24 protein-coding genes are annotated in these 25,063 nt (G+C 55.1%); 12 read left to right on the forward strand and 12 right to left on the reverse strand.

Annotated elements, in window-relative coordinates; translation table 11 throughout:
• Positions 1–58: 58 nt before the first annotated feature.
• A complete protein-coding gene (locus tag H7U06_RS15065) occupies positions 59–463 on the reverse strand; it encodes a DUF2782 domain-containing protein (protein ID WP_124575651.1) in 405 nt (134 codons plus the stop codon).
• Positions 464–727: 264 nt separating this feature from the next.
• On the opposite strand from H7U06_RS15065, the gene polA reads away from it, so the two are divergent.
• From polA to H7U06_RS15080, 3 genes are all read left to right on the forward strand, one after another.
• Positions 728–3,484 (forward strand): DNA polymerase I, encoded by a 2,757-nt coding sequence (gene polA, locus H7U06_RS15070; RefSeq protein ID WP_175626941.1) that lies wholly within the window; start codon positions 728–730, stop codon positions 3,482–3,484.
• 110 nt (positions 3,485–3,594) lie between these two features.
• Positions 3,595–4,479 (forward strand): dienelactone hydrolase family protein, encoded by an 885-nt coding sequence (locus tag H7U06_RS15075; protein WP_175626942.1) that lies wholly within the window; start codon positions 3,595–3,597, stop codon positions 4,477–4,479.
• 151 nt (positions 4,480–4,630) lie between these two features.
• A complete protein-coding gene (locus H7U06_RS15080) occupies positions 4,631–5,389 on the forward strand; it encodes a ZIP family metal transporter (protein WP_175627110.1) in 759 nt (252 codons plus the stop codon).
• A 50-nt stretch (positions 5,390–5,439) separates the two neighbouring features.
• On the opposite strand, the gene H7U06_RS15085 is transcribed toward H7U06_RS15080, so the two are convergent.
• The 3 genes from H7U06_RS15085 to H7U06_RS15095 form a co-directional block, all read right to left on the reverse strand.
• Positions 5,440–6,285 (reverse strand): sulfurtransferase, encoded by an 846-nt coding sequence (locus H7U06_RS15085; RefSeq protein WP_175626943.1) that lies wholly within the window; start codon positions 6,283–6,285, stop codon positions 5,440–5,442.
• Positions 6,286–6,308: 23 nt separating this feature from the next.
• Entirely contained in the window at positions 6,309–7,238 is a 930-nt protein-coding gene (locus H7U06_RS15090; protein ID WP_175626944.1) for a DMT family transporter, read from the reverse strand.
• Positions 7,239–7,353: 115 nt separating this feature from the next.
• Positions 7,354–8,454: an aromatic ring-hydroxylating dioxygenase subunit alpha gene (locus H7U06_RS15095; RefSeq protein ID WP_175626945.1), complete on the reverse strand. Its 1,101-nt coding sequence runs from the start codon at positions 8,452–8,454 to the stop codon at positions 7,354–7,356.
• Between the two features lie 444 nt (positions 8,455–8,898).
• Between H7U06_RS15095 and H7U06_RS15100 the strand changes: the two genes are divergently transcribed.
• From H7U06_RS15100 to dxs, 3 genes are read left to right on the forward strand one after another with little or no spacing between them, the layout of a single operon-like run.
• On the forward strand, positions 8,899–9,153 hold the full coding sequence (locus H7U06_RS15100; protein WP_175626946.1) for an exodeoxyribonuclease VII small subunit: 255 nt from the start codon (positions 8,899–8,901) through the stop codon (positions 9,151–9,153).
• 5 nt (positions 9,154–9,158) lie between these two features.
• Entirely contained in the window at positions 9,159–10,043 is an 885-nt protein-coding gene (locus H7U06_RS15105) for a polyprenyl synthetase family protein (protein ID WP_175627111.1), read from the forward strand.
• 1 nt (position 10,044) lies between these two features.
• A complete protein-coding gene (dxs, locus tag H7U06_RS15110; RefSeq protein WP_175626947.1) occupies positions 10,045–11,910 on the forward strand; it encodes a 1-deoxy-D-xylulose-5-phosphate synthase in 1,866 nt (621 codons plus the stop codon).
• An 87-nt stretch (positions 11,911–11,997) separates the two neighbouring features.
• Here the strand turns inward: dxs and H7U06_RS15115 are convergent, their stop codons facing one another.
• Positions 11,998–12,996, reverse strand: coding sequence for a cation diffusion facilitator family transporter (locus tag H7U06_RS15115; RefSeq protein WP_175626948.1), 999 nt, complete (start codon positions 12,994–12,996; stop codon positions 11,998–12,000).
• Between the two features lie 27 nt (positions 12,997–13,023).
• Entirely contained in the window at positions 13,024–13,587 is a 564-nt protein-coding gene (locus H7U06_RS15120; protein WP_175626949.1) for a cob(I)yrinic acid a,c-diamide adenosyltransferase, read from the reverse strand.
• 225 nt (positions 13,588–13,812) lie between these two features.
• Here H7U06_RS15120 and H7U06_RS15125 point away from each other — a divergent pair, with 225 nt between their 5' ends.
• From H7U06_RS15125 to glcF, 4 genes are all read left to right on the forward strand, one after another.
• Positions 13,813–14,709, forward strand: a complete 897-nt coding sequence (locus H7U06_RS15125) for a LysR substrate-binding domain-containing protein (protein WP_175626950.1) — start codon at positions 13,813–13,815, stop codon at positions 14,707–14,709.
• A 216-nt stretch (positions 14,710–14,925) separates the two neighbouring features.
• Positions 14,926–16,413 carry an FAD-linked oxidase C-terminal domain-containing protein gene (locus H7U06_RS15130; RefSeq protein ID WP_175627112.1) on the forward strand — a complete coding sequence of 496 codons (1,488 nt, stop codon included), beginning with the start codon at positions 14,926–14,928 and terminating at the stop codon, positions 16,411–16,413.
• 16 nt (positions 16,414–16,429) lie between these two features.
• Entirely contained in the window at positions 16,430–17,485 is a 1,056-nt protein-coding gene (gene glcE, locus H7U06_RS15135; RefSeq protein WP_175626951.1) for a glycolate oxidase subunit GlcE, read from the forward strand.
• A gap of 44 nt (positions 17,486–17,529) precedes the next feature.
• The gene (gene glcF, locus H7U06_RS15140; protein ID WP_175626952.1) at positions 17,530–18,762 is read left to right on the forward strand and encodes a glycolate oxidase subunit GlcF; all 1,233 of its coding nucleotides are present in this window, start codon (positions 17,530–17,532) and stop codon (positions 18,760–18,762) included.
• 71 nt (positions 18,763–18,833) lie between these two features.
• Here glcF and H7U06_RS15145 read toward each other — a convergent pair whose 3' ends face one another.
• The 3 genes from H7U06_RS15145 to H7U06_RS15155 form a co-directional block, all read right to left on the reverse strand.
• Positions 18,834–19,319: a glutathione peroxidase gene (locus tag H7U06_RS15145; protein ID WP_175626953.1), complete on the reverse strand. Its 486-nt coding sequence runs from the start codon at positions 19,317–19,319 to the stop codon at positions 18,834–18,836.
• The gene (locus H7U06_RS15150; RefSeq protein WP_124575636.1) at positions 19,316–20,452 is read right to left on the reverse strand and encodes a PilT/PilU family type 4a pilus ATPase; all 1,137 of its coding nucleotides are present in this window, start codon (positions 20,450–20,452) and stop codon (positions 19,316–19,318) included. The genes H7U06_RS15145 and H7U06_RS15150 overlap by 4 nt, the downstream gene beginning before the upstream one ends.
• A 118-nt stretch (positions 20,453–20,570) precedes the next feature.
• On the reverse strand, positions 20,571–21,614 hold the full coding sequence (locus H7U06_RS15155) for a type IV pilus twitching motility protein PilT (RefSeq protein WP_124575635.1): 1,044 nt from the start codon (positions 21,612–21,614) through the stop codon (positions 20,571–20,573).
• 95 nt (positions 21,615–21,709) lie between these two features.
• On the opposite strand from H7U06_RS15155, the gene H7U06_RS15160 reads away from it, so the two are divergent.
• Together H7U06_RS15160 and proC are read left to right on the forward strand one after the other, a co-directional pair.
• Complete coding sequence (locus H7U06_RS15160) at positions 21,710–22,414, forward strand: YggS family pyridoxal phosphate-dependent enzyme (protein ID WP_175626954.1); 705 nt, start codon at positions 21,710–21,712, stop codon at positions 22,412–22,414.
• Positions 22,404–23,228, forward strand: coding sequence for a pyrroline-5-carboxylate reductase (proC, locus tag H7U06_RS15165; protein WP_175626955.1), 825 nt, complete (start codon positions 22,404–22,406; stop codon positions 23,226–23,228). Before H7U06_RS15160 ends, proC begins: the two co-directional genes overlap by 11 nt.
• Positions 23,229–23,328: 100 nt before the next feature.
• Here the strand turns inward: proC and H7U06_RS15170 are convergent, their stop codons facing one another.
• The 3 genes from H7U06_RS15170 to H7U06_RS15180 all read right to left on the reverse strand — a co-directional run bounded on the left by H7U06_RS15170 (position 23,329) and on the right by H7U06_RS15180 (position 25,045).
• Positions 23,329–23,751, reverse strand: a complete 423-nt coding sequence (locus tag H7U06_RS15170) for an RcnB family protein (RefSeq protein WP_175626956.1) — start codon at positions 23,749–23,751, stop codon at positions 23,329–23,331.
• A gap of 148 nt (positions 23,752–23,899) precedes the next feature.
• Complete coding sequence (locus H7U06_RS15175; RefSeq protein WP_175626957.1) at positions 23,900–24,400, reverse strand: GNAT family N-acetyltransferase; 501 nt, start codon at positions 24,398–24,400, stop codon at positions 23,900–23,902.
• Between the two features lie 6 nt (positions 24,401–24,406).
• The gene (locus tag H7U06_RS15180) at positions 24,407–25,045 is read right to left on the reverse strand and encodes a DJ-1/PfpI family protein (protein WP_175626958.1); all 639 of its coding nucleotides are present in this window, start codon (positions 25,043–25,045) and stop codon (positions 24,407–24,409) included.
• Positions 25,046–25,063 lie beyond the last annotated feature (18 nt).

Raw genomic sequence — 25,063 nt, forward strand, 5'->3', positions numbered from 1 at the left:
AACAAAAAATAACGCACCGGGGTGCGTTATTGGGAGACAGTTGCGCTAACTAAGTAGCTTATTTGCCAGCCGGTGCCAGGGTTTGTACTGGCTCAGGAGCTGGCTGGCTTTTCGGTGGGCCGAATTCGCCGATCTGGAATTGCACCGGACGCGAGCTATCGCTTTGACCGTCGCCGCGCATCGCGCTGCCGGCTGGATCGTTAGGATGCGCGTAATACGTGGTGCGACCGGTTTGTACCTTCACTTCCGTGACGCGGCCCTGGGATTTTTTCTCAGTGATTTTTTTTTGCGTATCAGGCTGGCGTATGGTCACCTCCGGTGCCGCACCTTCTTCCAGGCGTTGCATTTGCGGTGGTGGCGGGGCGGTGTCGTTGCCTGGTGCATTTTGTGCGTTTACAACCATAGGCGTAGCGAAGACTGCCGCGGTAATCGTGATGAGGGACCAGATTTTGGATGTGCGCATGATGTGTGTATGAGCCCGTCGTTAAAAAATGCGTAGTTAAAAGTGATTTAGTAATGGTTCATTGTAACAAACAGGGCTAAGCCTGCTGAAAATAGTTCATTTTGTGTGGAAACATTCCATAAACACAATTTGCCACCGCAGGACGCAGAATTTGCCCGCCGAAACTCTGCCATAATCGTAGCCGTTTGCCATCAGATGCTAGCTGTGTGGTCCGCTTTATCCGGCAGCCTGAGTGCTGCCCCTGTTTCTCCTGACTAAATTCCTATGAATAAAACCCTGTTGTTAGTTGATGGTTCCAGCTATTTGTACCGCGCTTTCCACGCGATGCCGGACTTGCGCGGGCCGAACGGCGCGCCGACCGGAGCCATCTACGGCATGATTAATATGCTGCGCCGCCTGCGCAAGGACTATCCGGACGCGGAATACATGGCCTGCGTGTTCGATGCCAAGGGTAAAACCTTCCGTGATGATTTATATGCCGAGTACAAGGCGCAGCGTGCGTCCATGCCGGATGACCTGGTCAAGCAGATCGAACCTATCCATGAAGCAGTGCGCGCAATGGGTTGGCCCATCCTGATGGTGGAAGGCATAGAAGCAGACGATGTGATCGGTACGCTGGCGGTGGAAGCGGTCAAGCATGGTATGAACACCGTGATCTCGACCGGTGACAAGGATCTGGCACAACTGGTGAATGACCGCGTCATGCTGATCAATACCATGAGTAATGAAAAGCTGGATCGCGACGGTGTGATTGCCAAATTCGGTGTGCCGCCGGAGCGCATCATCGATTACCTGACGCTGATAGGCGACACCGTGGATAACGTGCCGGGTGTAGATAAGGTCGGACCCAAAACTGCGGTCAAATGGCTGACTCAATACGGCACGCTGGACGGCATCGTTGAGCATGCCGCAGAAATCAAGGGCGCGGTCGGTGACAACCTGCGTCGCGCACTCGACTGGCTGCCCCAAGCGAAAACCCTGATCACGGTCAAAACGGATTGCGACTTGTCCGATCACATGGAAGGCATCATCGAATCGCTGACGCAGCGCCCGGAAGACAAGGACGCGATGATCGACTTCTTCACGCGCAATGGTTTCAAAACCTGGTTGCGTGAGTTGACCGATAAACCGGAAGCAAGTGAAGCCAGCACTGCTGCCACGGGTGGCGATAGCGCACCACAAGGTGCCTTGTTTGCCGACGATGCGCCGGAAGTGGAAAAACACTACGAAACCATATTGACCGAAGCTGATCTCGAACGCTGGTTGCAGAAGATCGATGCGGCTACATTGACTTCCATTGATACCGAAACCACCTCGCTGATTCCGATGCAGGCGCAACTGGTCGGCATCTCTTTGTGTTGTGAGCCTGGCGTCGCGGCCTACATACCAGTCGCGCATCATTATCAGGATGCGCCGCAACAGTTATCACGTGACTACGTGCTGGGAAAAATGAAGGCATGGCTGGAAGATGCGGGCAAAGCCAAGGTCGGGCAAAACCTCAAATACGATAGCCATATCTTTGAAAATCATGGCGTCCATCTGCGCGGCATCGTGCACGACACCCTGCTGGAATCCTATGTATTCGAATCGCACCGCAGCCACGATATGGATAGCCTGGCCTTGCGTCATTTGAATCGCAAGACCATCAGCTTCCAGGATGTGTGCGGCAAGGGCGCATCGCAGATAGGTTTTGACGAAGTTGAAATTGATCGCGCCACACAGTACGCAGCGGAAGATGCAGACATCACCTTGCAACTGCACCAACGCATGTGGCCGCAAGTGGCAGAAGACAAAGGCCTGACCTTTGTTTATGAAAACATTGAATTGCCGACTGCAGTCGTGCTGCAAAAGATAGAGCGCAACGGTGTACTCATCGATCCGGACTTGCTGGCCAAGCAATCGAACGAGCTGGGCAAGCGCATGCTGGAGATAGAACAAAATGCGTATGAACTTGCAGGCCAGCCATTCAATCTGAATTCGCCCAAGCAGTTAGGTGAAATCTTCTTTGAAAAACTCAAGCTGCCGGTCGTCAAAAAGACGCCATCCGGCTCACCATCCACCGATGAAGAAGTGCTGCAAAAACTGGCAGAGGACTATCCGCTGCCTAAGGTGCTGCTCGAGTATCGCAGTTTGTCGAAACTAAAATCGACCTACACCGACAAGCTGCCGAAGATGATAGACCCGACCACTGGTCGTGTGCATACCAACTATGCGCAGGCAGTCGCAGTGACCGGTCGCCTCGCATCCAATGATCCAAATTTACAAAACATTCCTATCCGTAATGCTGAAGGTCGTCGCATCCGTGAAGCCTTTGTCGCAGCACCGGGCAATGTGATCGTTTCTGCCGATTACTCGCAAATCGAGCTGCGCATCATGGCGCATATTTCCGGCGATGAAAACATGCTGCAAGCCTTCGCTGATGGCGAGGATATCCATAGGGCGACGGCTGCCGAAATTTTCGGTATAGAACGCGCTGCGGTGGATAGCGAACAGCGTCGTTATGCGAAGGTGATTAACTTTGGCCTGATCTATGGCATGAGTGCCTTCGGCCTGGCTGGCAACCTCGGCATAGAACGCTCGGCGGCACAAAGCTATATTGAGAAATACTTCTATCGTTTCTCCAGCGTGAAGCGCTATATGGATGAGACCCGTCTGGAAGCGAAAGCGCGTGGTTATGTGCAGACCGTTTTCGGTCGTCGTTTATGGCTGCCGGAAATCAATTCGCCGAACGGCCCGCGTCGCCAGGGAGCCGAGCGCGCTGCGATTAATGCGCCTATGCAAGGCACAGCTGCTGACCTGATCAAGCTGGCGATGATCGCGGTACAAGGCTGGCTGGAAACAGAAAAGCTGCAATCCAAAATGATCATGCAAGTGCACGATGAATTGGTGCTGGAAGTAGCGGAAACCGAGTTGGCACTGGTTCGTGAGAAACTGCCGGAACTGATGCGCAATGTCGCGCAACTGAAAGTGCCGCTGATCGCTGAAGTTGGTGTCGGTAAAAACTGGGATGAAGCGCACTAATAACGCATTAAAGCATCGCCGCTGTACGGATTTCGCCGTTTGCTGTCGATATGCAGGGCAGCAAGTATTTTTTCAATTGAGATGCAATCACTATCTACTGGAGGATGGGAATGGATAATTTGAAAGAGGACTTCGCTAGCCTGGTCGCAAAAACGCCGATCTCGGATGGCGTCGATAGACGTGGTTTTTTGAAGACTGCTTTGGGTAGTGGCTTTGCCGCAGCGGTATTGCCTATCGCTGCGCACAGCGCAGTGGCTACCGATAGCAAGGGTTTGACGGTAGGCGAAGTCACCGTCAATGTGAATGGTCAGGCAGTGCCGGTATATCGTGCGCAACCAGCAGGCAAAACCAATCTGCCGGTGGTGCTGGTGATTTCTGAAATCTTTGGCGTGCATGAATACATCGCCGACGTCGCGCGTCGTTTCGCCAAGCTGGGTTATCTGGCGCTGGCACCGGAATTGTTTGTGCGTCAGGGTGACCCGGGTTCATACGGCACCATCGCCGAACTGCAAAAAGAGATTATTTCCAAAGTGCCGGATGCGCAGGTCATGACTGACCTCGATGCAGTCGTGGCTTGGGCCAAGGCGAATGGCGGCAATACCGACAAGCTTGGTATCACCGGCTTCTGCTGGGGCGGTCGCGTGACCTGGTTGTACTCGGCGCACAATCCGAAGGTCAAGGCAGGTGTCGCCTGGTATGGCCGCCTGGTCGGCAATAACAATGAATTGACGCCTAAGAATCCGGTCGATATCGCTGGCAAACTGAAAACCCCGGTACTGGGCTTGTATGGCGCGCAGGATGGCGGCATACCCGTGACGACAGTCGTGCAAATGCAGGATGCGCTGTCCAAGGGCGGCAGCAAGTCGGAATTCGTCCTGTTCAAAAATTCCGGCCATGCTTTCCACGCCGACTATCGTGCCAGCTATGTAGAGGCGGATGCGAAAGAAGGCTGGCAACGTTGCATAGACTGGTTTAAAACCCACGGTGTGAGCTAAACCCCTAAGCCACATCTGTGGCAAAGACGCGACGGTGGCTGTATTTATACCGTCGCGTTTTTATTTGCTGAAATAGCCGGGATATGTTTTAATTTGCAACCTTGTTGCATTAAGCCCGGAGCCAAAAATTAATTCCACGCTCGTTTCTATCCTGTTGACCACCGCTATTTCGGGTGTCTTCAGCATTTCTGCCGCGGCTTTGTTTTCGTTCTCGCTGCTGTCCAAACTGGTCGATCGCATGGTCAGCCTGTCGGTCGGTATCCTGCTGGCGACTTCGCTGCTGCATGCCTTGCCGGAAGCGTTTGAGTCAGGTGCCGATACGCATGCGCTGTTCGCGCTGCTGCTTGCTGGCTTGCTGGGCTTTTTCCTGCTGGAGAAGTTTGCCATCCTGCGCCACTCGCACCACCACGAAGACGACGGTCACGGTCATGAGCATGGACATGATGCGAAAGAGGCGGGTGCTGCTGGCTGGATGATCCTGGTCGGCGACAGCCTGCATAATTTCACCGACGGTATCCTGATTGCCGCAGCTTTCCTGGCTGATCCGCACCTCGGCATCCTGACCGGCCTCGCTATCATTGCGCATGAAATCCCGCAGGAAATCGGCGACTTCATCGTCTTGCTGAATGCCGGTTTCAGCCGTAAACGCGCATACGCCTACAACATTATTTCGGGTTTGACGGCAGTAGTCGGCGGCCTGGTTGGTTACTTCATGCTGGATCGTTCGCAGGAATGGATACCGTATGTATTGGTATTCGCTTCATCCGGCTTTATCTACATCGCCGTCAGCGACCTGATGCCGCAGATGCAGCGCCGTGCATCGATGCGCGAAACCATACCGCAAATCGTGTTGATCGCACTGGGTGTGGCCATCGTCTTATTTCTGACAGGACATGCGCACGCTCATTAAGCGTAGCAGTGCGCATTAGTCCCTCATAAGCCCCTCATGCCCGGTGCGCTTCAGGCAACCGGGCGTGCCGGATCGGCACACCATTCACTCCATGATCCCGGATACAGCGCAGCGCCTTGCAGGCCTGCGATTTCCAGTGCCAGCAGGTTGTGGCAGGCAGTCACGCCGGAGCCGCATTGCATGACGGCTTGCGTCGGATCTGCGACGACAGCACTGAATTCCTGACGCAATTGTTCCGCTGATTTGAAGTTGCCGTCAGCTTGCAGATTCTCTTTGAAGAAACGATTTTTCGCGCCGGGGATATGGCCGCCGACGGGATCTATCGTTTCATTCTCACCGCGGAAGCGATCCGCTGCGCGTGCATCGACCACCGTCAATTTTTCATCCGACAGATTCGCCAGCAAGTCATCTGCGCTGACGGTAGTGACCAGGCTGGTACGTTCAGTCAGTGTGCCCAGTACACGTGGCGACTCTTCAGTCGACAGCCACATGCCGCTGGCCAGCCATGCAGGCAAGCCACCATCCAGTACTGCGACTGCTTCATGTCCGACCCAGCGCAGCATCCACCACAAGCGTGCGGCAAACATGCCGCCTTGCGCATCGTAGACCACGACTTGCGTATTGTTGTTGATGCCCCAGCGTTGCAGGGTGGCGATGAAGGCGGCGCGATCCGGCAACGGATGACGACCGCGGAAGACGCCATCGGCGCCGACTTTTTCACCGGCCAGGTCTTTATCCAGATGGGCGAATTGCGCATTCGGCAAATGACCTTCGGCATATGCGCGTGCGCCTGCTTCCGGGTTCGCCAGATCATGGCGGGTATCGAGGATGACCCAGCCAGGTTCAAAAATATGTTTGGATAAATCAGCTGCTGAAATGATGGTGCTATAGCTCATGTCGGTTTCCTGTCGCTGCTGGTTTAGAGTTCGGTCGAAATCGGATCGGCGGGTGTTACCGTTTTTACGGTCGCCGAATTGCGAATATTGTAGAACGTGGCGACGATGCCGCTGACCAAGATGATCGCGATCCCGAGCCAGCTCAAAAAGCCGAGGATATCACTCCAGATCAATACACCCCAGATACTGGAAAATACGATGCCGGTGTATTGCAGGTTGGCAGTCACCAATGTGTTGCCGAGGCGGTAAGCACGTGTCATCGCCATCTGCGCGATGGCTGCCAATACGCCTATGCTTAGCAGCAGGAACAAGCCGTAGGTCGAGTGCGAGCGTGCCAGGGTGATCGCTTCTCCGTTCAGGCCCGGACCGAACAGGCAGCCGCCCAGGCCTGCGATGAAGCCGGTGGCGGAAAAATAAAACACGACGCGCGATTCCGGTTCACCTAATTGTCCGAGGTGACGTACCTGCAGATAGGCGAGGGCCGACAGAGCACCCGAGCATACGCCGAGAAAGCCACCCAGCCATTGATCAGCATGTATCGATGGACGCAGCAACAAGGTCACGCCGACGAAGCTGGCTGTAATCGCCAGTACCAGTCCCCATTCAAAACGCCGTTTGCCGGCACGCCACGCAGCCACGAACAGGATGCCGGAGATCCAGATCGGTGCCATGTAATTGAGCGTCATCGCTGTCGCCAGTGGCAGCAGGCCAATCGCGCAAAACCAGAGCCATAGCGCCGTCACACCGACCACGCAACGCCACAAGTGTTGCCAGATCAGATGGGTGCGCAGGCTGCCGCCTTGCTGCAGGATCAGGATGTAGATAAAGATCACGCCTATGAAGCCGCGATACATGATGATTTCCGCGACCGAGTAGGTTTCGGATGCGAGCTTGACGCACACGCCCATGATGGAAAACATCAGCGTTGCGACAAGCATCCAGAGTGATTGCATGAGAAGTGAAGAGTGTTACTGCGGGTTGATGCTGCGGGATCTTACTAAGCTGAGGTTACTAAACTAAAACTGCATGCCGGGACCGCAGCTGTGCAGTCCCGGCTGGTGACACTTGTTAAACGTCGAGCTGGCGGCGATACCATTCATGGAAGTGCTGCATGCCATCTTCCATCGGCGACTGGTAAGGACCGACTTCATTTTCACCGCGATCGAGCAGGATCTTGCGACCTGCATCCATGCGCAGCGCGATTTCATCGTCCTCTTCGCAGGTTTCCATATACGCCGCACGTTCCGCCGCGACGAATTCGCGTTCAAACAAAACGATTTCTTCCGGATAGTAGAACTCGACCACGTTACGTGTTTTTTGCGGACCGTTAGGCCAGACCGTGGATACCACCAATACATGCGGGTACCACTCGACCATGATGTTCGGATAAATGGTCAGCCAGATCGCGCCGTAAGGTGGAGCTTCACCGTTGCGGAATTGCAGGATTTGTTCCTGCCATTTTTGATACTTTTCTGAGCCGGATTTTGCCAGTGCATGGTGCACGCCCACGGTTTGCACGCTGTATTCATCACCGAATTCCCACTTCAGGTCATCGCAGCTGACGAAGCTGCCGAGGCCGGGGTGGAAGGGCTCGACGTGGTAATCCTCCAGATAGACTTCAATGAAAGTCTTCCAGTTGTAATCGCACTCGTGGACTTCGACGTGGTCCAGCATATAGCCGCTGAAATCCAGGTCTTTGGTCACGCCGAGCTTGCTCAGGATTTTGGCGACGTTGACGCCGTTTTGTTCAAACAGCAAACCGTTCCAGCTTTGCAACTGCGTGTTGGACAGGTTTAGGCAAGGTGTTTCGCCGAAATGCGGCGCGCCTATCAATTCGCCCTTGAGGTCATAGGTCCAGCGATGCAGCGGACAGACGATGTTTTTCGCATGGCCGCGACCATTGAACATTTTCGCCTGGCGATGACGGCAGACGTTAGAAAGCAACTCTATTCCCTGCTGACTGCGGACCAGCATGCGGCCTTCGTTTTCCCACGCGAGCGTGGCAAAGTCGCCGACATTCGGCACCATCAGTTCATGCCCTGCGTAACGCGGGCCTGCACGGAACAACTGCTGGATTTCCTGCTTCAACAGTGCTTCGTCGAAATAGACGTTGACTGGAAGCTGCGCGTTAGAACGCGCGAGTTTGGCGAGATTAGCCAGATCGGACATCCCCACCCCCAAATTAATTTGCACCCCCTGTAATCCCTGTAGGGAGGGAGCATCCGCTTGCAGGCGGACGCTGTTACGCAGGCGATGAGCATGCTCACCGAATTACCTGCTGCACCCTAAGAGGAAAGAATCCGCAAAAACCTAAATCAAACGAGATAAAGAGGCAATTTTGGACAGAACCGAGGATTATACCCCAGACTTTTATGCGCCGACGAGCCGCTAGAGCCAACTGCCATGCGATGATTTCAATTGTTGGTAAAAGGAAAATATTTCTTTGCCCATGGTGGCCGGTCAGCACGAAAATCGCCGGTTGAGGCCATATATGCCCGTTTTCTGCCCAAAAATGCAGATTTTCCGTATGGGAAACCGACGGATATGCTGCGTTTATCCACCGTGCAGAGTGGTTTGCTCTAAAATAACGGGCTAAACCTTTTTCCTGCTCTTATGTCAAAAAAAACTACCTCTGCCGCTTTGCCTTCGTCGTTTGAAGAAGCGATGGCAGAACTCGAACAACTGGTCGCGCGCATGGAAGCGGGCGAACTGCCGCTGGAAGCATCGGTCGCGGCCTATAAGCGCGGCTCCGAGCTGGTCAAGTACTGCGCCGCGCAACTCGAAAAAGTCGACAATCAGGTCAAGGTACTGGAAGGCGATATGCTCAAACCGTTCAACGCAGATCGTGCGATCGAGGCGGATGAATGACGACTATGCAATCGTTTGATGTCTGGATGAAATCCACGCAGGCTGAAATGGAAGTGGCACTGATGCAGCATTTGCCGCCGCTGACAGTCACGCCTGCGCGCCTGCACGAAGCCATGCATTACGCTGTGCTGGATGGCGGCAAGCGTGTGCGCCCGTTGCTGGTATATGCCGCTGGTGCGCTGTTTGATGCAGATGCGGCTGAACTGGCACGTGCTGCGGCAGCAGTTGAAATGATCCATGCGTATTCGCTGGTGCATGACGACATGCCGTGCATGGATGATGATGCCTTGCGTCGCGGCAAGCCGACCGTGCATGTGAAGTATGACGAAGCATGTGCGTTGCTGGTTGGCGATGCCTTGCAGTCGCAGGCTTTTGAAGTATTGGCTGATGGTGGCCTCGACCCGGTGCGACAACTGGCGATGGTGCGCTTGTTGGCCAAGGCCTCCGGCTCGCTCGGCATGTGCGGCGGACAGGCGATCGACCTGGCCAGCGTAGGACTGAGCTTGTCCTTGCAGGAATTGGAACAGATGCACCGTTTGAAAACCGGTGCGTTGTTGCGCGTTTCGGTTTTGCTCGGCGCACTCGCCGGCAAGGCTTTGAGCGCAGAAGAAACGCAGGCGCTGGATACTTATGCGGCCGCGATCGGCCTCGCATTCCAGGTCGTCGATGATGTGCTGGACGCGACTGCGGATTCCGCCACGCTGGGTAAAACCGCGGGCAAGGATGCTGCAGACAACAAGCCGACCTATGTATCGATACTGGGTCTGGAACAATCGCAGGTCCTGGCAGAAAAATTGCGCAATGATGCCCATCGTGCGCTGGAGCAGTTTGGAGAAAAAGCACGACGCTTGCGAGAACTCGCAGATCTGATCGTGCAGCGGAAGGCTTAGTATGAATTTGCTGAATACCATTAATGACCCGGCCGAAATACGGCATCTGACACGTCCGCAGCTCAAGCAGCTGGCTGACGAGTTGCGCGCGTTCGTGCTGGAATCCGTGTCGGCTACCGGCGGCCATCTGTCGTCGAATCTCGGTACGGTAGAACTGACGATCGCCTTGCATAACGTTTTTAATACGCCGGAAGATCGCATCGTCTGGGACGTCGGTCACCAGACCTATCCGCACAAGATACTGACTGGTCGTCGTGACCAGATGCACACCTTGCGTCAGATAGACGGCATCTCCGGTTTTCCGCAACGCGCTGAAAGCCCTTACGATACTTTCGGTACCGCACACTCATCGACCTCCATCTCTGCTGCACTGGGTATGGCACTCGCTGCCAAGACCAAAGGCGAGGATCGTCATGCGATCGCTGTGATCGGCGACGGTGCAATGACCGCAGGCATGGCGTTTGAAGCGATGAACAATGCCGGTATCCATGACGACATCAACTTGCTGGTCGTGCTGAACGATAACGATATGTCGATCTCGCCGCCGGTGGGTGCGTTGAATCGCTATCTGGCACGCCTGATGTCCGGACAGTTTTATGCAGCAGCGAAGAACGTCGGCAAAACAGTATTGCCGGCGCCTATGCGCGAACTTGCCAAGCGCATAGAAGAACACGCGAAGGGCATGATCGTTCCGGCGACCATGTTTGAAGAATTCGGTTTCAACTACATCGGCCCTATCGATGGTCATGACCTCGACTCGCTGATTCCGACGCTGCAAAACCTGAAGCATTTGAAAGGCCCGCAATTCCTGCACGTGGTCACACGTAAAGGCCAGGGCTACAAACTGGCGGAAGCCGATCCGGTGCTGTATCACGGCCCGGGTAAATTCGATCCGGCTGAAGGCATCAAGCCTAGCACCGCCAAGAAAGTGACCTACACCAGTGTATTCGGCGACTGGCTGTGCGATATGGCCGCTGCAGACAAGCGTCTGGTCGGCATTACACCGGCGATGCGCGAAGGTTCCGGCATGGTGGAGTTTGAGCGTCGCTTCCCGGATCGCTACTACGATGTCGGCATCGCTGAACAGCATGCGGTTACCTTTGCCGGTGGTATGGCGTGCGAAGGTTTGAAACCAGTGGTCGCCATCTATTCGACTTTCCTGCAACGCGGTTACGATCAACTGATACACGACGTCGCCCTGCAAAACCTGGACGTGACTTTCGCGCTGGATCGCTCCGGCCTGGTCGGTGCTGACGGTGCAACGCATGCCGGTAACTATGACATCGCCTTTTTGCGCTGCATCCCGAATATGGTCATCATGGCCGCATCCGATGAAAACGAATGCCGTCAAATGCTCTCGACCGGCTTCCAGTATCAGGGCCCAGCTGCCATACGCTATCCACGCGGCAGCGGTATAGGTGCGACAGTCGGCACCGATCTGGCGACGATCCCGCTGGGTACCGGTGAAATCAAACGTGAAGGCAAGGGCATCGCCATCCTCGCGTTCGGCACCATGGTTGCGCCTAGTGTGCAGGCAGGGAACGAGCTGGATGCAACGGTTGCAAACATGCGTTTCGTCAAACCGCTGGATGTGGAATTGCTAAAACGCCTGGCAGCAACGCATGACGCCATCGTCACGGTAGAAGAAGGTTCCATCATGGGTGGTGCCGGTGCAGCAGTCGCGGAAGCAATGGCGGCGGCAGGCATCGTCAAGCCATTATTGAACCTCGGCTTGCCGGATGAATTCATAGACCACGGTGATGCACCAACCTTGCTCGCATCGTGCGGCCTGGATGCCAAGGGCATCGCTGCATCTATCCGCAAACGCTTTGGCAAGGACCAGCCACGTCTGGTCGTGAATCAGTAAGCAGCAGATCTCGTATGTAAAAATGCCTTTCAGTTGTAAGACTGAAAGGCATTTTTTATTGCGCGCCTGGCAGGTGTCGAACGCGACTCAATGTTGGTGGCCTGGCGCTGCGTGATCATGCGCATCAGTGTGTGGCGCAGTCGTTTGCAGGCTGCACGCATTCTCATCAACATCCGAATTCCAGTCTATCCCTATCGTTGCGTGTTCTATGCTGAACTGGTCACGTAGTGCCTGCTCGACGCGTTTGACGACAGCGCGTGCTGCATCATCAGTGTCTGGGCGTATGTGCAGCGTCGCCATGGTGCGACCGGAAGTCAGTTGCCACACGTGTATATGGCTGACTGCTGCGAGGCCGCGAACGGCCTGCATCAAACCTTGTTCGACTTTCTCTGGCGTTGCATGATCGGGCGCACCTTCCAGCAAGATGTGGATGGACTTGAGCAGCAACTTCAATGCGCTGCGCAAGATCAATGCAGCGACAAAGACCGAGAGTATCGGATCGATAGGCGTCCAGCCGGTGTAGTAGATGACGATGGCTGCGACGATGGCGCCGACCGAGCCCAGCAAGTCACCTATCACATGCAGGATCGCGCCTTTCACATTGACATGTTCAGTCTCGCCGCGCGTCATAATCCATAGCACCAGCATGTTGACCAGCAGGCCGAGCACGGCGACGATGAACATGGGGCCAGCCAGGATGGTGGGTGGGGAAGATAAGCGCACCCATGCTTCGTAAGCGATCCACACCACGATGCCCAACAAGGTCAGTGCATTGACGAAGCCGGCGATGACTTCGAAGCGCAGATAACCAAAGGTACGCTTGCTATCGGCGGCACGACGGCCGAAACGGAATGCGGCATAGGCCAGTGCGAGCGCTACGGCATCGGTCAGCATGTGACCGGCATCCGCCAGCAATGCCAGCGAGCCGGACAGCACGCCACCTACCGCTTCCACCAGCATGAAGCTAAAGGTCAGGACGAAGGAGAGGAGTACCTTGCGTTCGTTATCGCTGGTTACGGTAGGCGTGTGTTCATGATCGTGATCATCGCCATGTGCGTGTTCGTCGCCTGATGTATGTGCAGTCATTTTTCTATCATTTCTGCGCTGGTGAAATCAGGATGCGATATCCCGCACCCTATCTTTTTCCCACAACACATCGCTGCCACCCGCATAGCGATTCAATACGCGCGACAGGACAAACATCAAATCCGACAAGCGATTCATATACTGGCGCGGATTGTCATTGAGTTTTTCCGCTTTGCCGAGGCTGACGATAGTACGTTCCGCGCGGCGGCAGACTGTACGGCAAATATGCGCTTGCGCTGCTGCACGTGAACCTGCTGGCAGGATGAATTCCTTGAGTGCAGGCAGGGTGCTGTTGTACTTCTCCAGCAAACCGTCCAGGCGCGCGACTTGTTCATCATGGATTAGCGTGTAGCCGGGTATGCACAGCTCGCCACCGAGGTCGAACAAGTCGTGCTGGATCGAGATCAATTCTTCACGCAAGGCGGCAGGCAGGTCTTCGCACAGCAACAAGCCTATGTGTGAATTCAATTCATCGACGTCGCCCATCGCATGTACGCGCAGTGCATCCTTGTCGACACGGCTGCCATCGCCGAGGCCGGTGGTGCCTTTGTCGCCGGTGCGTGTTGCGATTTTTGAAAGTCGGTTGCCCATGAGATCAGTAGTGAGTAGAGGAGAGTTGTGAGGATACGGTAAAACCGGCAGGCGGAATCCGGCCCGGCGGCGCTGATTTGTTTATTTTGCAGTGCAAAATAGTTTAAATATTATCAAAATAATACTTTTAATGAGCTCGGCATGCTTTAAAACAAGCACTAGTTCGATAAGAAAGCGGTGAAAACGGTAAAATCATGCCTTGATAACCGAAGATTGATTGACGCAATGGCAATAAGACTTCCTCCTGTGCACGCACTGTCCGCTTTTGAAGCCGCTGCACGCCACGGTTCATTTGCGATTGCAGCAGAAGAGCTGTGTATCACGCCATCGGCGTTTTCCCATCGCATCCGCCTGCTGGAAGAGTTCGTCGGCGAACGCCTGTTCCTGCGTGACGGGCGCAGTGTCAGCCTGACCGAATTTGGCCGTCGTTATCTGGATGTGGTGCGTGATGCCTTGCGTTCACTGGCAGACTTTCCTTTGCCGCATCGGCATCCGCTGGCGCAGCCACGCGTCAAGATCACAGTGCCACCAACTTTTGCGCGTTATCTTTTTCTGCCGCACCTGGCCGATTTCACAGCCTTGTATCCGGATATCACGATAGAGGTTTTCCTTTCGGTCCCGCTGTACGACATGGCGCTGTCGGAGACCGATCTGGAGATACGTTTTGGGGCTGGCAAATATCCGGACACTACCACCGAGAAGCTGTTTGAAGAACCGGTATTTCCGGTCGTCAGCCCGGCTTACCTGGAAAAAATCGGTGGCCTGAAAACCCCGGCCGACCTGCAAAAAGCGCAACTGCTGCGTTCTGCGCTCGAACCCTGGCAGGCATGGTTTGAAGTAGCTGGGCTGGACTGGCCGGAACCTGCGACCGGCTTGCGCATCGATGACCTCGGCTTGCTGCTGGAAGCGGTGCGCCACGGCTATGGCGTGGCCCTGACGCGCAAGCATTTTGCCGAAGAAATGATCGATAAAGGCGAAGTCGTTCCCTTGTTCGATATCCAATTAACGACACCACAACATGCTTACTACATGGTCTATGAACAAAGTGTGCGCGAGCGCCCGGAAGTCGTATTGTTCATGAACTGGATGATGGAGCGTTTCAATATGCAAAGGATGGCCTAGCCGTTCTCGAGCAAGCAATGCTGCATCGCAGTATGGTGCGCAGCAGTTTGCTGCAGTATTGTGTGAATTACTGCATTTTTCTCATCACTTGAATAATTTTCACCCCGGCGGCTAAAGCTTTCAGTCCAGCCGGGGCGTGGTTTAGTTACACTCTGATCAGACCTTGTGCGTCTCTCAATTTGTTAACCGACGCGAAAATTGCAATCAGGATTGATGATGAATACAACTTCGGCACCTCCATTTACGGCGGCGTATCAGCGCACGGTAGTGGACGCATTGCGTGCCGTACTCCCTGAACGTTGCGTGCTCTTCAATGAAGAAGATACGCGGCCTTACGAGTGCGATGGCCTGGCTGCTTATGCCCAGTTGCCCATGGTGGTGGTTCTGCCTGACACCGAGGCGCAAGTCATCGCTGCCATCAAGGTATGCCATGCATTGAAGGTGCCTATCGTGCCGCGCGGTGCCGGTACCGGTTTGTCCGGCGGCGCATTGCCGATCGCCGATGGCATTGTCCTCTCCACCGCACGTCTCAACAAAATCGTGAAAGTCGATGCATATGCGCGTACCGCAGTGGTACAGCCTGGCGTACGCAATCTGGCTATCTCGGAAGCGGTTGCACCGCTGGGCCTGTACTACGCACCAGATCCTTCTTCACAGATCGCCTGCACCATAGGCGGCAACGTCGCGGAAAACTCCGGCGGCGTGCATTGCCTCAAATACGGCCTGACCGTACACAACGTGATGCGCGTGCGCGTCGTCACGATAGAAGGCGACGTGGTCGAACTCGGTAATGCCGCACTTGATGCACCTGGACTCGATTTGTTGTCGGTGTTCGTCGGTTCCGAAGGCATGCTCGGCATGGTGACGGAAGTCACCGTCAAACTGATTCCCAAACCTAAACTCGCACGCGTGATCCTGGCGTCCTTCGATGACGTAGTGAAGGGCGGTAACGCCGTCGCCAGCGTGATCGCCGCAGGCATTATCCCGGCCGGTCTGGAGATGATGGACAAGACTTCGTCGCGCATGGTCGAGCCGTTTGTTAAAGCAGGTTACGACATTGATGCGGAAGCATTGCTGCTGTGTGAATCGGATGGCATACCGGAAGAAGTCGACGAAGAAATCGCGCGCATGACCGAAGTGCTCAAGCACTCAGGCGCAACTGCGATTGCTGTTTCGCAAAACGAAGCAGAGCGCCTGCGCTTCTGGTCTGGTCGCAAGAATGCATTCCCGGCCGCAGGCCGTATCTCCCCTGATTACTACTGTATTGACGGCACGATTCCGCGTCGTAGCCTGGCGGATGTGTTGCTCGGCATCGCCGAGATGGAAGTCAAATACGGCTTGCGTTGCGCCAACGTATTCCACGCCGGTGACGGTAATTTGCACCCGTTGATTTTGTTCGATGCCAACCAGGAAGGCGAATTCCACCGCGCCGAATTGTTCGGCGCAGAAATCCTCGAGATGTGCGTCGCAGTTGGCGGGACGATCACCGGTGAACACGGTGTCGGCCTGGAAAAAATCAACCAGATGTGCGTGCAGTTTTCGCGTGCCGAGATCGATGCTTTCCTCGCAGTCAAACGCGCTTTCGACCCAGTCTCGTTGCTGAACCCGACCAAGGCGATCCCGACGCTACAGCGCTGTGCCGAGTACGGCAAGATGCACGTCAAACGTGGCATGCTGAAGTTTCCTGATTTGCCGCGCTTCTAATTTTCTCAAGGCCAGTATGGAACAGGTAATCGAACAATTTAAAGAGCGTATCCTCGCGGCTGCTGCCAACAAGCAGCCTTTGCGCATACGCGGCGGCGGTACCAAGGATTGGTACGGCCGGACTCCGGTCGGTGAGTTGCTGGACACACGCGCATACAGCGGTGTAGTTGCCTACGACCCGACCGAGCTGGTGATCACGGTACGGGCCGGTACGCCATTGGCGGAAGTGGAGGCCATTCTGGCAGAACAAAACCAGATGCTGGCTTTCGAGCCGCCGCATTTCGGTCCGGGTGCAACTGTCGGCGGCATGGTCGCCAGCGGCTTGTCCGGTCCTGGTCGTGCCGCAGTCGGTGCGACCCGCGACTTCGTGCTCGGCGTGGTGCTGATGGATGGCAAGGGCGAGTCCCTGCACTTCGGCGGCCAGGTCATGAAGAACGTGGCGGGCTACGATGTCTCGCGCATGCTGGCAGGTTCGCTGGGCACGCTGGGTTTGTTGCTGGAAGTCTCGCTCAAGGTATTGCCCAAGCCGTACGCACAAACCAGTTTGCGTCTCGAGATGGATGAGAAGGATGCGATACGCCGTCTGAATGAATGGGGCGGTCAGCCTCTGCCTATCTCCGCCAGTGCATGGTGTGACGGTGCGCTGATGTTGCGCTTGTCCGGTGCCAAAGCAGCGCTGGCGGCAGCTCAGCAAACCATAGGTGGCGAAGAAATAAATGGTGATGATTTCTGGATAGCGATGCGTGAGCAAAGCAATGAATTCTTCACGCAATCAGATGTGTTGTGGCGTTTGTCAGTGCCTTCCACCACTGCACCTATCGCGCTGCAAGGCCAGCAACTGATCGAGTGGGGCGGCGCACAGCGCTGGCTGCGTACCAACGAAAGCGCAGACACCATACGCACAGCTGCTGCGGCGGCTGGTGGCCACGCGACCTTATTCCGTGGCGGTGACAAGGAAGTCGGTGTGTTCCATCCGCTGGCACCAGCGCTGGGTCGCATTCATCAAAACATGAAAAACAATTTTGACCCTGACGGTATTTTCAATCCGGGTCGTATGTACGCGCAGTACTAAGCTGCCGCAAGCGCGGTGCTACTTTCAGAAGAGTGTAGGAATCAATGCAAACCAACTTAGCCGATTTCATCAAAGATACCCGCGAAGGCCACGAGGCTGACGCGATTCTGCGCAGCTGCGTGCATTGTGGCTTTTGTACCGCCACATGCCCGACCTATCAGTTGCTGGGCGATGAGCTGGACGGCCCGCGTGGTCGTATCTATCTGATCAAGCAAGTATTGGAAGGCAAGACACCTACCGCGAAAACCCAGTTGCATCTGGATCGCTGCCTGACTTGCCGCAATTGCGAAACGACTTGCCCGTCCGGCGTGAAGTATGGTCGGCTGGTTGATATCGGCCGCAAGGTGGTCGAGGATCGCGTACCGTATTCGTTCTCGCAGAAACTGAAACGTACAGCGCTGAAAGAAATCTTGCCGCGCAAATGGTTGTTCACGCCTGCAATGAAAACCGGTCAGCTGTTCCGCCCATTGCTGCCGCAGGCGATCAAGAACAAAGTACCACGCGCAGAAAATGCAGGGATCTGGCCAGCACGTGCACATGAGCGCAAGATGCTGCTGCTTGATGGTTGTGTACAACCCGCGATGTCGCCCAATATTAATGCCGCGACGGCACGTGTGCTGGATGCACTCGGTGTGCAATTGGTCGTGGCACCGAAAGCCGGTTGCTGCGGCGCTATCCGGCATCACCTGAATGACCATGACGGTGCGCTGGATGATATGCGTCGCAATATCGACGCATGGTGGCCGCTGGTATTGGCTGGTGCTGAAGCGATCGTCATGACCGCTTCCGGTTGTGGCGCGACGGTCAAGGATTACGGACATTTGCTGGCGGCAGATCCTGCTTACGCAGAGAAAGCGACAGTGATTTCCAACATGACCAAAGACTTGAGTGAAATCATGCCTGCCTTTGAAGCTGAACTGGAAAGCAAGCTGAACGGCAAGATTTCGAAACGCGTGGCTTATCATCCGCCTTGTACCTTGCAGCACGGTCAGCAGATACGTGGCAAGGTTGAAGGTGTGTTGCGTGCGGTAGGCGTTGATGTGCAATTGTGCGGCGACAGCCATCTGTGCTGTGGTTCGGCCGGTACTTACTCGGTAATGCAGCCTGAGCTGTCCTACCAGCTGCGCGATAACAAACTGGCCAAGCTGGCTGAGACCAAGGCAGAGATGATCGTGTCGGCCAATATTGGTTGTCTGACGCATCTGCAATCGGGTACCGATACGCCGGTCAAACACTGGATAGAATTGATAGACAGCGCATTGAGCGCAACGCACTAAGCAAACTTTTTGCAATAAAAAACGCTGGCTTACCTGATGGTATTGCCAGCGTTTTTATTTGTGCGGTGTGTTTATTCGGCGAGCAGCTTCTTGATGTCGTCTGTTAACTCTTCCGGCTTGGTTTGCGGTGCATAGCGCTTGAAGACACTGCCATCCTTGCGGATCAGGAATTTGGTGAAATTCCATTTGATGCCTTCGCTGCCGAGCAGGCCGGGCGCTGCGTGCTTCAGGTATTTGTACAAAGGATCGGCGTTGTCGCCATTCACGTCTATCTTGGCAAACAGCGGGAAGCTGACGCCATAATTCTTTTCACAGAATGCGCCTATCTCGGCTGCATCGCCAGGTTCCTGGCTGCCGAACTGATTGCACGGGAATCCGAGTACTTCTACGCCCTGATCGCGGAACTGCTGGTACACCGCTTCCAGTCCCTGGTATTGCGGCGTGAAGCCGCATTTGCTGGCGGTATTCACAATCAGCAGTACTTTGCCGCGATACTGTGCGAGATCGACCGCCGAACCGCCCAGGCTGTTCGGCGTAAAGTCATAAACGGTGCTCATACTATCCCCAGGTGTTCAGTGCCTTTGCTCAAATCGCGGTGTTTGGCTTCCTTGCCATTGAGCTTGATCGACAGACGCAAATCATTGACCGAATCAGCATTGCGCAATGCGTCTTCGTAAGAAATCTTGCCGCCTTCATACAAATCGAATAAAGCCTGGTCGAAGGTTTGCATACCGAGCTCGCGCGACTTCTTCATGATTTCTTTGATCTCATGCACATCGCCTTTGAAGATCAGGTCGGACACCAGCGGCGAGTTCAACATGATCTCGACTGCAACGCAGCGGCCCTTGGTTTCTTTCAAAGGAATCAGGCGTTGCGAAATCATCGCTTTCAGGTTTAGCGACAAATCCATCAGCAATTGCTGGCGACGTTCTTCCGGGAAGAAGTTAACGATGCGATCCAGTGCCTGGTTGGAGCTATTGGCGTGCATGGTGGCCAGGCACAGGTGGCCAGTCTCGGCAAAGGCAATTGCATAGTCCATGGTTTCACGGTCGCGAATCTCGCCGATGAAGATGACGTCCGGCGCCTGGCGCAAAGTATTCTTCAGTGCCACGCCCCAGCCTTCGGTATCGACGCCGATCTCACGTTGGGTGATGACGCAGTTTTTATGCGGATGGACGTACTCGACCGGATCTTCGATGGTGATGATGTGGCCGTAGCTGTGTTCGTTGCGGTGACCTATCATCGCTGCCAGCGTGGTCGACTTGCCAGAGCCGGTCGCGCCGACCATGATGACCAGGCCGCGCTTGGTCATGACGATATCTTTCAGCGTTTCAGGCACGCCCAGGTCTTCCATGCGCGGGATAGCGGTGGTGATGGTACGTACCACCATGCCGACCTTGCCTTGCTGTACGAAAGCAGAAACACGGAAGCGACCGATGCCACCCGGGCTGATCGCGAAATTGCATTCCTTGCTGGCTTCAAATTCCGCCGCCTGCTTGTCGCTCATGATGGCGCGCGCCAGTTCGATGGTGTGCGCAGCTGTCAGCGGCTGGTTGGACACTTGTGTCATCTTGCCGTCTATCTTGAATGCAGGTGGGAAGTCAGCGGTGATGAAAAGATCGGAGCCGTTCTTGCTGAGCATGAGCCGCAGCAAGTCGTACATGAATTTAGTGGCTTGATCGCGTTCCATAGTGACTCTCTCTAGGTCTGTTTTTTACACCGGCGTAACTTGTACTACATTTCCACCTCGCAGCTTGCAAGCTGCTCCGATTCAGGCGGCGCAAAGCATGCTTTGCGCAAGCCCGTCTTCATCCTGGGAAGTTGTCCGGCGTCTTGGCAGCAGCACGTGCAGCAGCATTGGAAATCACATTGCGTTTTACCAGCTCGGTCAGATTGCTGTCCAGCGTTTGCATGCCGACATTCGCACCGGTCTGGATCGCCGAATACATTTGCGCGATCTTTGCTTCGCGGATCAGGTTACGAATCGCCGGGGTGCCGAGCATGATTTCATGCGCAGCGACGCGACCACTGCCATCCTTGGTTTTGAGCAGGGTTTGCGAAATCACGGCTTGTAGTGATTCGGACAACATCGCGCGCACCATTTCCTTTTCATCGCCCGGGAAGACGTCGATGATACGGTCGATAGTCTTGGCGGCGGATGAGGTGTGCAGGGTGCCGAATACCAGGTGACCGGTTTCCGCCGCAGACAGTGCCAGGCGTATGGTTTCCAGGTCACGTAATTCGCCGACCAGCACCACATCCGGATCTTCACGCAGCGCCGAGCGCAAGGCGTTTTCAAAGGAGTGGGTGTGTGGGCCGACTTCGCGCTGGTTGATCAGGCACTTCTTCGAGTCGTGTACAAACTCGATAGGATCTTCGATGGTCAGGATGTGTGCGTATTCGTTTTCATTGACGTGATTCACCATCGCCGCCAGTGTGGTCGATTTGCCGGAGCCGGTCGGGCCGGTCACCAGCACCAGGCCGCGTGGTTTCAATGCGAGATCGGCAAAGATCTTGGGCGCATTCAAATCTTCCAGGCTGAGGATTTTCGATGGAATGGTACGCAGTACCGCGGCGGCACCCCGATCCTGGTTGAAGGCATTGACACGGAAGCGGGCGAGGCCGGGGATGGCGAAGGAAAAGTCGATCTCCAGTCGTTCTTCATATACTTTGCGCTGACCGTCATTCATGATGTCATAAATCATGCCGTGCACATCCTTGTGCTCCAGTGGCGGCAAATTGATGCGGCGGACATCGCCATGTACACGGATCATCGGCGGCAGCCCGGCTGATAAATGCAGATCGGATGCTTTATTCTTGACGGAGAACGCGAGTAGTTCTGAAATGTCCATTTATAATCCCTGAGCCTGCTGCAAAAAGGCGTAACGCCCTGTTTGCGTACCGATGTTATGGTGACGCTTTATTGATGCTTTAAAGAACTTTGATTATGTCTGTAATAGGCCAAAACTTGCAAGCTGTGCGTCAGCGGATCACCGACGCCGCGAACAGTGCGCAACGCGATGTGCACGGCGTGGAATTACTGGCGGTATCCAAGACGTTTGGTGCCGATGCCGTGATCGCCGCGGCCGAGGCCGGACAGGGTGCTTTTGGCGAAAACTACCTGCAGGAAGCGCTGGAAAAGATCGCTGAAGTAAAGGCAACACGCCCGGATTTGCAGCTGGAATGGCACTTCATAGGCCCCATCCAGAGCAACAAGACCCGTCCCATCGCCGAGCACTTCGACTGGGTACACTCGGTAGATCGCCTGAAAATCGCGCAACGTTTGTCAGAACAACGTCCGGACGGACTGCCGCCGCTGAATGTTTGTTTGCAGGTGAATATCAGTGGCGAAGCCAGTAAAAGCGGTGTTTTGCCGGAAGAAACGCTGGCGGTAGCGCAGGCGATTGCCGCTTTGCCGCGCCTGCAGCTGCGCGGCCTGATGGCGATACCCGAGGCGACCGGTGATGCAGAACAACAACGCGCACCGTTCAGGCAAATGCATGCTTTGCTTGATCAATTGCGCGAGCAGGGATTAAAACTGGATACTTTATCCATGGGGATGTCTGGCGACATGGCGGCAGCCATCGCCGAAGGCGCAACTATAGTGCGGATAGGTTCCGCAATTTTTGGTACAAGGGAATATGCAAAATAATTTGAAAATCAGTTTCATCGGTGGCGGCAATATGGCTGCTGCCCTGATCGGTGGTCTCGCAGGCAAATTGACTGCGGCGGCCAATATTCATGTAGTTGATATCAACGCCGATTCGCTGGCGAAATTACAGCAGCAGTTCCGTGTCCGCACTTCGTCCGATATCGATGCCACGCTGGCTGGCAGTGATGTCATCGTGCTCGCAGTCAAGCCGCAGCAGATGAAGGGCGTGGTCGCACAATTGGTGCCGCACATTAACGGGCAGTTGGTGTTGTCGATTGCAGCGGGCATACGCGCGGTAGATTTGTCGCGCTGGCTGAAGGGGCACAATGCCATCGTCCGTACCATGCCGAATACCCCGGCATTGATAGGCAAGGGCATCACCGGCATGGTGGCGACCGCCGGTGTCAGCGCCGAGCAGCGCGCCGCAGCGGATGCCATCATGCGCGCAGTCGGTGAGACCGTATGGCTGGATGATGAAAAACTGATCGATCCGGTGACAGCTGTATCCGGTAGCGGGCCAGCCTATGTGTTTTACTTCATCGAAGCGATGCAACAGGCGGCACAGGAGATGGGATTGACGGCAGAGCAAGGCAACGCACTCGCGATTTCGACTTTTGTTGGCGCGGCGCACCTGGCAGCACAATCCAGTGATCCGGTTGGTGTATTGCGTGAACGAGTTACTTCCAAAGGTGGTACCACCTATGCTGCATTGACCAGCATGGAAGCCAGCGGCGTCAAACAATCCATCATCACTGCGATGAAAGCAGCTGCCGCACGCGGTCAGGCACTGGGCGAAGAATTTGGTCAGGACTAGGATTTAGCCGCAGTTGATAATTGCTGCGCAGATGTTAAAAAGGCCGGATGTCTGTTGGACATCCGGCCTTTGTTTTTATGCTGTCTTCAGGCTGGTTTGATTAATTGCCGAGGATGATTTGTGCGATCACACCGGTTGCAATGGCGATCAGGACATAGTCGCCACCGGTTTGCACCCAGTTATAGCCACGTGGCGGCGGCGTCAAATGATGTCCGCGCCAGTCGTTGACAACATATTGGTGGCCACGGTATTCGCGTGGGATGTAACCACCTTTGTAGAAGTTATGGTTAGGCCCGGCGCCACGCCCAGCATGTCGGTTGTCATGTCTGTCATCATGTTTGTTGGCGTGCTTGTTCCCATGCTTGTCACCGTGCTTGTTACCGTGTTTGTCGCCGTACTTATTGCTGTGCGGGTTGCCTTGCGGGCCGCGATCACCACCGCGGTCATAGCCTTGCGCAAATGCTGCGCTGCTGGCCAACAGAGCTACCGTCATAATCGACGAAATAATTATTTTGCTCTTCATCTCTGCTCCTTGTCATGGCGAAAATGCCTCCGCATTGCATACATGTGTAAACATGTTGATACGGAGTTTTCATTAAACAGGAAAAGGACTACTGTGTGCATGCCTTTTTGGTAAGGCCTGTTACCAAATGTTTCTGCATGTCACCCTGCTATGCCGGCGCGGAAAATGCCGGGTGGTAACGCACGATTCCATGCGCAGAATTCGTCTGTAAAGGCAGGGCGAGGAAGTACTCGGCTGGTAGCTCAGGATAAGCCAGGGTATCGCTGTGTCGGAAGCCGAAGCGCTGGTAATAGGCAGCGTCGCCAGCCACCACGCAACCTTGCGCCTGATCTGCGCGTAGCAAGTCCAGCCCGGTTTCGATCAGGCGGGTGCCTATCCCTAGTTTCTGCTTGCCGGGCAATACGGATATTGGTCCCAGGCCATACCATCCGGTGCTACCGTCCGAGATGGTAACCGGAGAAAATGCAATATGGCCGACTACCTGTCCGTCCACTTCGGCAAGCAGCGATAGCGCAAGTGCGTCTGTTGCACGCAGGGCGGCAATGATGAGGTGTTCGGTCTGATCGCTATGCGGATGATCCTGGAACGCGGCGCGCGTTACCGCAGTTATCGCATCTGTATCGTCAGCGCGTTCCGGGCGTATGTGCATCTGCGCTTACTCCTTTGCAGCCAGCGGCACGCGCCTGACTGTGGATTCAGGATATGGGTATTCCATATGACGTGCGGTAGCGCGTGCGACATCTTCACCCCAATATTTTTTTACCACCATGAATGCCATATCGATACCGGCGGATATGCCGGCAGAGGTCAGCACATAGCCTTGCTCAACTACCTGCGATACCGAGTCCACCGTGACATTCGGGAAGAGCTCCTGCATCCAGTCCAGTGAGCGCCAGTGCGTAGTCGCACGCAAGCCGTCCAGCAAACCGGCATTGCCCAGCACCAGTGCGCCGGTACAAACTGAAGTCAGGGTTTCCACTTGCGCCGCCTGTGCGTTGACGAAGTGTAGCAAGGCCGGATTGTGCATTTCCTTGCGTGTGCCCCAGCCGCCAGGAACCAGCAATATGTCCAGCGGCGGGCAGGTTGCATAAGTGGTGTCCGGCAAGACGCGCATGCCGCCGGTAGTCACAATGGGCTGATCTTGTTCGGCCACCAGTATGACTTCGAATGGCGACGGCTCTTCACGTCGCTTTTCGCTATTGATACGCGTGACGGAAAAGACTTCATACGGACCACAAAAATCCAGTACTTCGACGTCATCAAAAATGACTATGCCTACACGTTTGCGATTCATCATCGACTCCCTCGGTTA

It is taken from the genome of Herminiimonas sp. Marseille-P9896 (assembly GCF_903993245.1).
GTDB lineage: Bacteria > Pseudomonadota > Gammaproteobacteria > Burkholderiales > Burkholderiaceae_D > Oxalicibacterium > Oxalicibacterium contaminans.

Excerpts from the sequence above, each read along its gene's own strand:
- H7U06_RS15085 (WP_175626943.1), bottom strand. The coding sequence starts at position 6,285 with ATGAGCTATAGCACCATCATTTCAGCAGCTGATTTATCCAAACATATT.
- H7U06_RS15075 (WP_175626942.1), top strand. The coding sequence starts at position 3,595 with ATGGATAATTTGAAAGAGGACTTCGCTAGCCTGGTCGCAAAAACGCCG.
- glcE (WP_175626951.1), top strand. The coding sequence starts at position 16,430 with ATGGAACAGGTAATCGAACAATTTAAAGAGCGTATCCTCGCGGCTGCT.
- H7U06_RS15160 (WP_175626954.1), top strand. The coding sequence starts at position 21,710 with ATGTCTGTAATAGGCCAAAACTTGCAAGCTGTGCGTCAGCGGATCACC.
- glcF (WP_175626952.1), top strand. The coding sequence starts at position 17,530 with ATGCAAACCAACTTAGCCGATTTCATCAAAGATACCCGCGAAGGCCAC.
- H7U06_RS15095 (WP_175626945.1), bottom strand. The coding sequence starts at position 8,454 with ATGTCCGATCTGGCTAATCTCGCCAAACTCGCGCGTTCTAACGCGCAG.
- H7U06_RS15115 (WP_175626948.1), bottom strand. The coding sequence starts at position 12,996 with ATGACTGCACATACATCAGGCGACGAACACGCACATGGCGATGATCAC.
- H7U06_RS15145 (WP_175626953.1), bottom strand. The coding sequence starts at position 19,319 with ATGAGCACCGTTTATGACTTTACGCCGAACAGCCTGGGCGGTTCGGCG.
- H7U06_RS15090 (WP_175626944.1), bottom strand. The coding sequence starts at position 7,238 with ATGCAATCACTCTGGATGCTTGTCGCAACGCTGATGTTTTCCATCATG.
- polA (WP_175626941.1), top strand. The coding sequence starts at position 728 with ATGAATAAAACCCTGTTGTTAGTTGATGGTTCCAGCTATTTGTACCGC.
- proC (WP_175626955.1), top strand. The coding sequence starts at position 22,404 with ATGCAAAATAATTTGAAAATCAGTTTCATCGGTGGCGGCAATATGGCT.
- H7U06_RS15120 (WP_175626949.1), bottom strand. The coding sequence starts at position 13,587 with ATGGGCAACCGACTTTCAAAAATCGCAACACGCACCGGCGACAAAGGC.
- H7U06_RS15180 (WP_175626958.1), bottom strand. The coding sequence starts at position 25,045 with ATGAATCGCAAACGTGTAGGCATAGTCATTTTTGATGACGTCGAAGTA.
- H7U06_RS15105 (WP_175627111.1), top strand. The coding sequence starts at position 9,159 with ATGCAATCGTTTGATGTCTGGATGAAATCCACGCAGGCTGAAATGGAA.
- H7U06_RS15065 (WP_124575651.1), bottom strand. The coding sequence starts at position 463 with ATGCGCACATCCAAAATCTGGTCCCTCATCACGATTACCGCGGCAGTC.
- H7U06_RS15175 (WP_175626957.1), bottom strand. The coding sequence starts at position 24,400 with ATGCACATACGCCCGGAACGCGCTGACGATACAGATGCGATAACTGCG.
- H7U06_RS15170 (WP_175626956.1), bottom strand. The coding sequence starts at position 23,751 with ATGAAGAGCAAAATAATTATTTCGTCGATTATGACGGTAGCTCTGTTG.
- H7U06_RS15155 (WP_124575635.1), bottom strand. The coding sequence starts at position 21,614 with ATGGACATTTCAGAACTACTCGCGTTCTCCGTCAAGAATAAAGCATCC.
- H7U06_RS15150 (WP_124575636.1), bottom strand. The coding sequence starts at position 20,452 with ATGGAACGCGATCAAGCCACTAAATTCATGTACGACTTGCTGCGGCTC.
- dxs (WP_175626947.1), top strand. The coding sequence starts at position 10,045 with ATGAATTTGCTGAATACCATTAATGACCCGGCCGAAATACGGCATCTG.
- H7U06_RS15100 (WP_175626946.1), top strand. The coding sequence starts at position 8,899 with ATGTCAAAAAAAACTACCTCTGCCGCTTTGCCTTCGTCGTTTGAAGAA.
- H7U06_RS15130 (WP_175627112.1), top strand. The coding sequence starts at position 14,926 with ATGAATACAACTTCGGCACCTCCATTTACGGCGGCGTATCAGCGCACG.
- H7U06_RS15125 (WP_175626950.1), top strand. The coding sequence starts at position 13,813 with ATGGCAATAAGACTTCCTCCTGTGCACGCACTGTCCGCTTTTGAAGCC.